Origin of the sequence: Bradyrhizobium sp. ORS 375, assembly GCF_000239775.1 — a bacterium.
In the GTDB taxonomy this organism is placed as follows: domain Bacteria; phylum Pseudomonadota; class Alphaproteobacteria; order Rhizobiales; family Xanthobacteraceae; genus Bradyrhizobium.
Map to the genome: position 1 here is coordinate 24,906 of NZ_CAFI01000003.1, position 9,413 is coordinate 34,318.

The following is a 9,413-nucleotide window of genomic DNA, read 5'->3' on the forward strand; positions in this document are numbered from 1 at the left end:
TCAGCCGCCTCTTTCTAGAGCGTCTCCAGCGTCGCAGCGCGTCCAGGGATCGCGCCAGTATAGCGTGCGCGCGGCCGAATCAGGCGGCCGAACTGCAGTTGCTCGCAGGCATGGGCGATCCAGCCGACGCAGCGGGACATCGCGAACAACGCCAGCTCGCTGCCGGCCGGTAGCCGCAGGCTGTGCACCAGCACGGCCAGCGCATAGTCGATGTTGACGAACTCGCCGGTCGCCTCCGCGATCCGCTCGGGCACCTCGCGGGTGAATTTGCGCGGCGCCCCGGCCCGCGTCAGCGCCTCCAGGAGCGAGATGGCGCGCGGATCGCCACGCTTGTAGACGCCATGGCCGAAGCCGGCGAAGCGCTCGCCCAGCGCCACCCGCTCGCGGATCAGCGGCGCGACATCGCGATCGATCAGGGTCTTCACCAGTTGCGAGGCGAGCACGCCGGCGCCGCCATGCTGCGGTCCCTTGAGCGCGGCGAGGCCGGCGATCACAGCATCATACAGACTAAGTCCGGTGGAGGCCGCACAGCGGACAGTGAAGGTCGAGGCGTTCAACTCATGATCAGCCAGAAGCACCAATGTCCGGCGGATCAGGTCGGGCGCGTGCTTGTGATCGGGTGCCCAGACCTTGGCGACCTGGACATGGAGCGGCTCCGCCGAGGCCGGTGCGTTCAGCATGGTCGCGACCACGAGCCGAACGATGCGCGCGCCGACCAGCGCGCGCCCGTCCGGAGCACGATTGAACGCGGCGGGATCCGCATTGGTCGCCAGCGCCAGCACGGCGATCGCCCGGTCGATCGGCGCCGCGCGCCGGGCCGCGTCGGCAATGAGGCGCATCTCGTCGGAGATGTGCGGCATGTTCTCGGCCGCGAACGGGTCGATCGCCGTCACGTCCCACAGCAGGGTCGCGGCATGCTCAAGGGTGTCCCGCTCAGCCAGATCGACGCAATTGACGCCGCGGTAGATCGGACCGGCTTCGGTGATCGTCGACACGGCGGAATCGAACACCGGCAGGTCGGCATCGAAGCTGCGGAAGGCGCGCGGCTCGGGCGCAGGCGCCCGCCGCTCCTTGAGCGCCCGGATGTCCTCGGCGCGATAACGGTTGCTGCGCGAGTTCGGCGAGGGCTCGGAGCGGACCAGGCCACGGCTGACATAGGCGTAGAGGGTTGCCGGCGAGATCGCGAGCTCGGCGGAGGCCTCGCGGGCAGATAGGTAAAGACCACTGTCTTTTTTCATATTGATCAGCTTAATCAAGATTGATCAATCTGTCGACCGGACGAATCTTGATGGCGTGACCATTCACGCAGGAGATCGTGCCATGACCATCCAGCTCTCGAAGTCCCCCATCGGCCTCGATGGCATCCCCGCCGCCGAGACGGTGCTCAGCCATGTCGACGGCCAGCAGGGCGAGTTGATCATCGCGGGCAACCGCGTGGCCGATCTCGCCGCCGGGACCGGCTTCGAGGGGGTGACGGCCCGGCTGTGGAGCGCCGCGACCAAGCGCAGCGTCAGCGAGGCCGACGTCCGCGCCAGCCTGGGCGCCGCCCGTCAGCGCGCCTTCGCCCGGCTGCCCGAACTGCTCGCAGCGACATCAGGGATGTCGATCATCGACGGCTTCCGCGCCGCCATCGCCGCGCTGCGCGCCGAGCCCGGTCTCGGCGACGAAGCCGCCATCGTCGGCGCCTGCCCTGTCATCGCCGGAGCCCTGGTCCAGCGCGCCCGGGGAGCGCAGCCGATCGCGCCCAATCCCGACCTCACCCACGCCGCCGACACCCTGCGCATGGTCCGCGGCGACACGCCCGCCGAGGGCGAGGTGGCTGCGCTCGACACCTATCTCGTCACGGTCAGCGATCACGGCATGAACGCCTCGACCTTCGCGGCCCGCGTGGTGGCCTCCACCCAGGCCGACCTGTTCGCCGCGATCACCGCCGGCTACTGCGCCCTCACCGGCCCGCTGCATGGCGGGGCGCCGGAGCCGGTGTTGGAGATGCTGAACGCGATCGGGACGCGGGAGAACATCGCACACTGGGTCGATGCGGCGCTCGGCCGCGGTGAGCGGCTGATGGGATTTGGGCATCGGATCTACCGGGTGCGCGATCCCAGGGCCGATGTGCTCAAAGCCGCGATCGAACGACTGGCGGGGAGCGGGGCGGATCTGCCGTTCGCGAGCGAGGTGGAGGGTTATATCCGCCAGGCGCTGCGGCAGAAAAATCCGGAGCGGGTGCTCGATACCAATGTCGAGTTCTTCACCGCCATCCTGCTCGATGCGCTGAAGATTCCGCGCCAGGCATTCACGCCGATCTTCGCGGTGGCGCGGGCGGCGGGCTGGACTGCGCATGCCCGGGAGCAGCAGCGGACGGGACGGCTGATCCGGCCGAGCTCGGCCTATATCGGGCCGAAGCCATGAATCAACGAACGGCGCGCGGCAGCACGGCTGTCGCGCGTCAGCCCTTCACCACCGTCTTGAGGTAGTTGTAGGCCTTGATGATCTCGATCAGGCGATCCTCGGTGGAGCGGTCGCCGCCATTGGCGTCGGGATGGTGCTGCTTCACCAGTGCCTTGTACTTGACCTTGACGTCCTCGAGGGTGGCGTCGGGGCCGAGGCCCATCACCTGCAGCGCCTTGCGCTCGGCGTTGAACACCTTGCGCGTCTCGGCCTTCGGTGCGGACTGCGCACCCGGACGCCAGCCGGCACGGCCGTTGATCTCCGCGAACACGCTGAACGGATCCGACGCATCGCCGAGATCGCTCTCGGCATTGCCGGTGCCGCGCTTGCCCGCGGTGTTGGCGCCCATCTTCCAGGTCGGGCGGTGTCCGGTCAGCGCATCCTTCTGATAGCGCGCGACCGCGTCGGCATTCATGCCGGAGAAGAAATTATAGGACTGGTTGTACTCGCGCACGTGGTCGAGACAGAAGTGCCAATACTCGCGCTGGTTCTCGCGCCCCTTGGGCGCGCGGTGCGATCCGCGGTTCGTGCAGTCCGGCCATTGGCAGGGCTGAGCCTCCTCGCGCACCGGCTGCCGCGCAGCCGTCTTCTTGGGCTTGATGCGGATGGAGTCGAAGAATTTGTTTGAATCGATCGGCATGGCGGACTTTGACTACGCAACGCGAAAAGCTTCAAGTCTTGACATTGCGAATACCTCAGGCGGGGACCGCCGATTGACGAAAAATAATTTGATGCGTATTTCCAGAGACCATGCGGACCCAGGATGCTATCATCGAAAAGTTGCGCGAAGCTTTCACTCCAGAAAGCCTCGATGTGCAGGACGAATCACATCTGCATGCGGGCCACATGGGACACCGGCCAAGCGGTGAGACCCATTTCCGCGTGTATATTGTGTCGCAGGCCTTCGCGGGCAAGAGCCGCGTCGATCGCCACCGCCTGATCAACGCCGCATTGGCCGAGGAACTTGCCGGCTCAGTGCATGCGCTCGCGTTGCATGCGAAGGCGCCGGGCGAAGCCTGATCCCGGCAACTCCAACCAATTAGAACGCCGTACCGGCCCGGCGCGGCCGTGTCTCCTCCGTTTCTCCACGGGGCACTGGCACGATGCGCAGCGCGGTGATGCGATTGCGCTCCCGCCGCAGCACGCGAAAGCGGAAGCCGTGGAACGTGAAGCTCTGGCCGCGCTCCGGGATCGAACGCGCCTCGTGAATCACGAGACCGGCAACCGTCGTTGCCTCTTCATCGGGCAAGGTCCAGTCCATCGCGCGATTGAGATCGCGGATTGGCACCGAGCCGTCGACGACAACCGATCCATCCGGCTGCACACGGACGCCGGCGACCTGCACGTCCTGTTCGTCGGAGATATCGCCGACGATCTCTTCCAGAATGTCCTCGAGCGTGACGATGCCCTCGACCTCGCCATACTCGTCAACGACTAAGGCGAAATGCGTCTTGCGGCGTCGGAACGCCTTCAGCTGTTCCGACACCGAACGCATCTCGGGAACGAACCACGGTGGCAGCGCGAGCGAGGCGACATCGATGTGCGTCACGTCGCCTTCGGCAGAACGGATCGCGCGCAGCAGATCCTTCGCGTGCAGCACGCCGATGATGTTCTCCGGTGTGCCGCGCCACAGCGGGATGCGCGTGTATTCAGAGGCGAGAACCTCGCGAACCAGTTCCTCCTGCGGCAGGTCGGCATTCACCATCACCATCTCGGTGCGGTGAATCATCACGTCGGAAACCTGCAGCTCCTGGAGGTCGAGCAGGCCGCCGAGCATGTCGCGGTCCTGCTTTTCGACCTTGCCCTCGTGATGCAGCAGGTCAACGGCGCCGCGCAGACGCTCGGTCGGCGACAGGATCGGCTGGTTGGCGCCGACCTTGAAACCGATGAGGCGCATCAGCATGCGCACGATCGCTTCGATGACCGCGAGCACGGGGCCAAGCACGATCACGGTGCCGCGCATCGGCCGTGCAACCGCGAGCGACACGCGGTCCGGCGCGTTGATCGCGATCGTCTTCGGCAGCACCTCGGCAAAAATCACGACCAGGGCCGTCATCACGCCGGTCGCATAGAGCACGCCGACCTCGCCGAACCAGGCGGTGAAGATGCCCGTCGCCAGCGCCGAGGCGGCGATATTGGCGATGTTGTTGCCGAGCAGGAGCGCGCCGATCAGCCGCTCGCGCATGTCGAACAGGCTCGACACCACGTCGGCATCGCGATTGCCCTGCTTGGAGAGCCGCAGCATCGAGGCGCGGGAGGCGCCGGTCAGCGCGGTCTCGCTGAGCGCGAAGAACGCGGAGGCGCCGAGGCAGATGATGACGATGGTGAGTGTGAGCCAGTCCATGACGCCATGTCACTCTCGAGAGAAGCCGCCGATGATGCGTCGCCACTGCTCAACGTGGCGTAAAGCTGCGATCAGCCGCGGCTGTGCAATTTGGTCTGCAGGAAGTCGCGCACCCGCGCCGGATCGACGTCCTTCGCGATGACCGCGCGGCCGATCGCTTCCATCAGGATGAAGGTGAGCTTGCCGCGCTTGACCTTCTTGTCCTGCGCCATCAAGGCCAAAAGCTGGTCGGCGTCGCCGACGCCCTCCTGGGCAAAGCCGGCGATGTCCCGCAGATGGGTTGGCAGCCCCACCGCGGCAAGGTGACGCTCGATGCGCGTGACGTCGTCGGGCGGCAGCATGCCGAGCTCGGCGGAGAACTGCGCCGCCAGCACCATGCCGACCGACACGCCCTCGCCATGGAACAACCGGTCGGAGAACCCGGTGATCGCCTCCAGCGCGTGACCGAAGGTGTGGCCGAGATTGAGCAGCGCGCGGTCGCCGGTCTCGCGCTCGTCGCGGGCGACGACCGCCGCTTTGGCGCGACAGGAGGTCGCCACCGCATGCTCGCGCGCCGCGCCGCCCCTGACGATGTCGGCGTGGTTGGCCTCGAGCCAGGCGAAGAAGCTGGCGTCGCCGAGCAGGCCGTATTTGGCGACCTCGGCATAGCCGGCGCGGAACTGGCGCGGCGACAACGTGTCGAGCACCGCGGTGTCGGCGATCACCAGCACGGGTTGATGAAACGCGCCGAGCAGGTTCTTGCCCTGCGGCGAATTGATCCCCGTCTTGCCGCCCACGGAAGAATCAACCTGCGCCAGCAGCGAGGTCGGCACCTGCACGAAATCGACGCCGCGGCGCAGGATCGCCGCCGCAAAGCCGGCGAGATCGCCGACCACGCCGCCGCCGAGCGCGATCACCAGATCGTTGCGCTCGATCCTGGCAGCGATCAGCGCCTCGCTGACCTTCTCCAGGCCGGCATAAGTCTTGGAGCCCTCGCCCTCTTCCACCACGACGGTGGACGTGGGGATGCCGGCCTCCGCCAGGATGGCCTCGGTCGGCTTCAGCCAGTGCGCGGCCACGGTGCGGTCGGTGACGATGGCCGTGCGCACGCCCGGCCGCAGCGAAGCGATCCGCTGACCCAGCGTCGCCAGCACGCCGCGGCCGATGACGATGTCATAGGCGCGGTCGCCGAGCGCGACGTCGACGATGATCGGATCGGAATGCTTCAGGGGGACCGTCATCGGAGCGCGCTCATGGCCTGCGGTGGATCGGGTTGAATCGGATCGGGTTGCGGGCCGTCCGGCTGCCTGGTCTCGGGCGGGGACAGGAAGGCTTGCAGCGCCTCCAAGCAATCCTCGACGACCCGGTCATGCGGCACGTCGCGCGAGCAGATCGTGATGTCAGCCGTCTGGTAGACCGGCTCGCGCTCGCTCAACAGCCGCGCGACGGTACCTTCGGGATCGGCCGTCTGCAGCAGCGGCCGGTCGGCCCGGCGCCGGACGCGGCGCATGATGACGTCGGCGTCCGCCTTGAGCCACACCGAGACGGCCTTTTCCTGGATCCGCTGGCGCGTCTCCTCGCGCATGAAGGCCCCGCCGCCGGTCGCCAGCACCGTCGGCCCGCTTTCGAGCAGGCGGGCGATCACGCGGGCCTCGCCATTGCGGAAATAGTCCTCGCCGCGGGTTTCGAAGATTTCCGGTATGGTCATGCCGGCTGCGGTCTCGATCTCGGTGTCCGCATCGACGAACGGCAGCCGCAGCCGCGCTGCGAGCCTGCGCCCCACGGTCGACTTGCCGGCGCCCATCATACCGACCAGCACGATCAGCCGCTTGCCGAGGCCCGCGAGTATCGCGGCCTCCGGAGCGGCAGGCCCAGGCGCTGGTTGCGTCAGATCGGTCATCGCTCCGCTTCTAACCCAGCCCCTGCTGCTTTCAAAGGCATCCTGTTCCGCCCTGGCCCAACCCCGGAATGACCCAGCATTGGAGATCCGGCACCCGGTTGACTGGCTTCCCGCCGGGCTTGCCAGCCCGGCGCGAACATGTTGGATGAAACCGTTCCTTCCTTGGTGGCCTGCGCGACCCTATGCCCAGCCTGTTCCGCTTCCTGACCGTGATCGCCGTCATCGTCGGCGTGGTCTATGGCGCGATCTACGCGCTGGCGAATTTCGTCAATCCGAAGCCGCGCGAGATGACGGTGTCGATCCCGCCGGACAAGTTCCAGAAGAAGTGAGCGACCAGGCTTCGGCCGACCGAAAAGCCACAGGGCATTGATTAAGATTTTTACGCTTCTCTGAGACGGTCCGGCGCCGCGATATCGGCCAGATTTGCAGTCACCGCTCGACGTGCCGGCGCGACTAACTCGTCCTGATTCGATCGCCTCGGACCCAGCGGAATTTACGAGATGAAGGTCAAGGCCTCCGACGCCCGGCTGATGAGCCTGTTTCTGGACATGATGGCCGCGGAACAGGGTGCCGGCACGAACACGCTCGATGCCTATCGCCGCGACCTCACCGATCTCTCCGAGTTTCTCACCCGCAAGGGCAACAGCTTCGCTGCGGCCGACACCCAGGCGCTGCGCGACTATCTCGCCGATCTGGACAACCGGGGCTTCAAGTCGTCCAGCGTGGCCCGGCGGCTGTCGGCGATGCGGCACCTGTTCCGCTTTCTGCTGAGCGAGCGCATCCGCAGCGACGATCCCGCCGCGATCTTGTCCGGCCCGAAGCGCGGCCGTTCCCTGCCGAAAGTGCTGTCGATCGGCGACGTCGACCGCATGCTGACCCGCGCCAAGGAGCTGTCCGAGATCGCCGACGCCTCGCCGTCGCAGCGGCTGCGCGCGCTGCGGCTGTATTGCCTGCTCGAAGTGCTCTACGCCACCGGCCTGCGCGTCTCCGAGCTGGTGGCGCTGCCGCGCACGGCGGCACGCAACGATGCCCGCATGATCGTGGTGCGCGGCAAGGGCAACAAGGAGCGGCTGGTGCCGCTCAACCAGGCCTCGCGTCAGGCGATGGCCGACTATCTGGCGATGCTGGACAAGCAGAAGCCGGAGAAGAAGGCCAGCGCCACCTTCGGCAAATGGCTGTTTCCCTCGTTCGGCGAGAGCGGCCACCTCACCCGGCAGCACTTCGCCCGCGACCTCAAGGAGCTCGCGGTGGCGAGCGGCCTGCCCGCCCGGCTGGTGTCGCCGCACGTGCTGCGTCACGCCTTCGCCAGCCACCTGCTGCACAACGGCGCCGACCTGCGCATCGTGCAGACGCTGCTCGGCCATACCGACATCTCGACCACCCAGATCTACACCCATGTGGTCGAGGAGCGGCTGAAGAGCCTGGTGCGCGACCTGCACCCCCTGGCCGAGACCTGAGCCCGCCTCATACTTTCCCGCAACCAAATCCGACACCAAATCCTTGGGCGTGACGCGCCGCCCGCTTGACTTCGCGCGCGTCTGCCCCGAAAGAGCGCCATCCTGCCCGCTCTCCCGGCACGACGCCTGGACGCGGCGCACCGATCGCACCCTAAGCTCCTGAAGTCCTTCACCTTCAGGTCCGAAGGCCGAACCGATTTCGTCTCCCAGCGCTCTTCCTTCAGCTCTTCCATGCCGGATCCCATGCGCAGCTACCTCGATTTCGAAAAGCCCGTCGCCGAGCTCGATTCCAAGGTCGATGAACTCCGGGCGATGGCCGCCTCCGGCACCGACATCGGCGAGGAGGTCGGCCGCATCGAGGAGAAGGCCGGCCAGGCGCTGGCCGATCTCTATGCCAATCTGACGCCGTGGCAGAAGACCATGGTCGCGCGCCACCCGCAGCGGCCGCACTTCACCGACTTCGTCAATGCGCTGATCACCGAATTCACGCCGCTCGCCGGCGACCGCAAGTTCGGCGAGGACGCCGCCCTGCTCGGCGGCTTCGGCCGCTTCCGCGGCGAGCCGATCTGCGTGATGGGCCAGGAAAAGGGCGCCACCACCGAATCCCGCCTCAAGCACAATTTCGGCATGGCCCGCCCGGAGGGCTACCGCAAGGCGGTCCGGCTGATGGAGATGGCCGAGCGGTTCGGCATTCCCGTGCTGTCGCTGGTCGATTCGGCCGGCGCCTATCCCGGCATCGGCGCCGAGGAGCGCGGCCAAGCCGAGGCGATCGCGCGTTCGACCGACGCCTGTCTGGCGCTGGGCGTGCCCAACGTTGCGATCATCACCGGCGAGGGCATGTCGGGCGGCGCGATCGCGCTGACCACCGCCAACAAGGTCCTGATGCTGGAGCACGCGATCTACAGCGTGATCTCGCCGGAAGCCGCCTCCTCGATCCTCTGGCGCGACGGCACCAAGGCGCAGGAAGCCGCCAACAGCATGAAGATCACCGCCCAGGACATGCTGCGCTTCGGCGTGGTCGACACCATCCTGAAGGAGCCGGTCGGCGGCGCCCACCGCGACCCCGCCGCGATGATCGCGGCGACCGGCGAGGCGATCGCCCAGGCCTTCGACGAGATGAAGGGCCTCGACGCCGACGCCATCCGCAAGCAGCGCCGGCAGAAGTTCATCGAGATCGGCCGCAAGCTCGGCTGAGCCGGGGGACGCTGCTGCCGGGCCGGTCGCGCTCGCGGTTTTGTGAGTCTTTCCAGCCGTTTGGCCGCATTTCGGCCCCGCCGCCGGGGTC

The 9,413-nt window shown here is 67.1% G+C and carries 10 protein-coding genes; 5 read left to right on the plus strand and 5 right to left on the minus strand.

Annotated elements, in window-relative coordinates; all coding sequences use genetic code 11:
* Positions 1–14: 14 nt before the first annotated feature.
* Positions 15–1,238 (minus strand): citrate synthase family protein, encoded by a 1,224-nt coding sequence (locus BRAO375_RS00230; RefSeq protein ID WP_009025426.1) that lies wholly within the window; start codon positions 1,236–1,238, stop codon positions 15–17.
* 82 nt (positions 1,239–1,320) lie between these two features.
* Here BRAO375_RS00230 and BRAO375_RS00235 point away from each other — a divergent pair, with 82 nt between their 5' ends.
* Positions 1,321–2,409: a citrate synthase/methylcitrate synthase gene (locus tag BRAO375_RS00235; RefSeq protein WP_175345280.1), complete on the plus strand. Its 1,089-nt coding sequence runs from the start codon at positions 1,321–1,323 to the stop codon at positions 2,407–2,409.
* A 37-nt stretch (positions 2,410–2,446) separates the two neighbouring features.
* Here BRAO375_RS00235 and BRAO375_RS00240 read toward each other — a convergent pair whose 3' ends face one another.
* Entirely contained in the window at positions 2,447–3,088 is a 642-nt protein-coding gene (locus tag BRAO375_RS00240) for a J domain-containing protein (RefSeq protein ID WP_035638123.1), read from the minus strand.
* A gap of 110 nt (positions 3,089–3,198) precedes the next feature.
* Between BRAO375_RS00240 and BRAO375_RS00245 the strand changes: the two genes are divergently transcribed.
* Entirely contained in the window at positions 3,199–3,468 is a 270-nt protein-coding gene (locus BRAO375_RS00245) for a BolA family protein (RefSeq protein WP_035638125.1), read from the plus strand.
* Positions 3,469–3,487: 19 nt separating this feature from the next.
* Here the strand turns inward: BRAO375_RS00245 and BRAO375_RS00250 are convergent, their stop codons facing one another.
* The 3 genes from BRAO375_RS00250 to BRAO375_RS00260 form a co-directional block, all read right to left on the minus strand.
* On the minus strand, positions 3,488–4,792 hold the full coding sequence (locus BRAO375_RS00250) for an HlyC/CorC family transporter (protein ID WP_009025430.1): 1,305 nt from the start codon (positions 4,790–4,792) through the stop codon (positions 3,488–3,490).
* A gap of 71 nt (positions 4,793–4,863) precedes the next feature.
* Positions 4,864–6,012, minus strand: coding sequence for a 3-dehydroquinate synthase (gene aroB, locus BRAO375_RS00255; RefSeq protein WP_009025431.1), 1,149 nt, complete (start codon positions 6,010–6,012; stop codon positions 4,864–4,866).
* Positions 6,009–6,671, minus strand: a complete 663-nt coding sequence (locus tag BRAO375_RS00260; RefSeq protein ID WP_009025432.1) for a shikimate kinase — start codon at positions 6,669–6,671, stop codon at positions 6,009–6,011. Before BRAO375_RS00260 ends, aroB begins: the two co-directional genes overlap by 4 nt.
* Positions 6,672–6,853: 182 nt before the next feature.
* Here BRAO375_RS00260 and BRAO375_RS00265 point away from each other — a divergent pair, with 182 nt between their 5' ends.
* The 3 genes from BRAO375_RS00265 (at position 6,854) to BRAO375_RS00275 (ending at position 9,322) form a co-directional block, all read left to right on the plus strand.
* Positions 6,854–7,000 (plus strand): hypothetical protein, encoded by a 147-nt coding sequence (locus tag BRAO375_RS00265; RefSeq protein ID WP_008966351.1) that lies wholly within the window; start codon positions 6,854–6,856, stop codon positions 6,998–7,000.
* Positions 7,001–7,171: 171 nt separating this feature from the next.
* On the plus strand, positions 7,172–8,128 hold the full coding sequence (xerD, locus tag BRAO375_RS00270; RefSeq protein ID WP_035638127.1) for a site-specific tyrosine recombinase XerD: 957 nt from the start codon (positions 7,172–7,174) through the stop codon (positions 8,126–8,128).
* 231 nt (positions 8,129–8,359) lie between these two features.
* On the plus strand, positions 8,360–9,322 hold the full coding sequence (locus BRAO375_RS00275) for an acetyl-CoA carboxylase carboxyltransferase subunit alpha (RefSeq protein ID WP_009025434.1): 963 nt from the start codon (positions 8,360–8,362) through the stop codon (positions 9,320–9,322).
* The last annotated feature ends 91 nt before the right edge of the window (positions 9,323–9,413 follow it).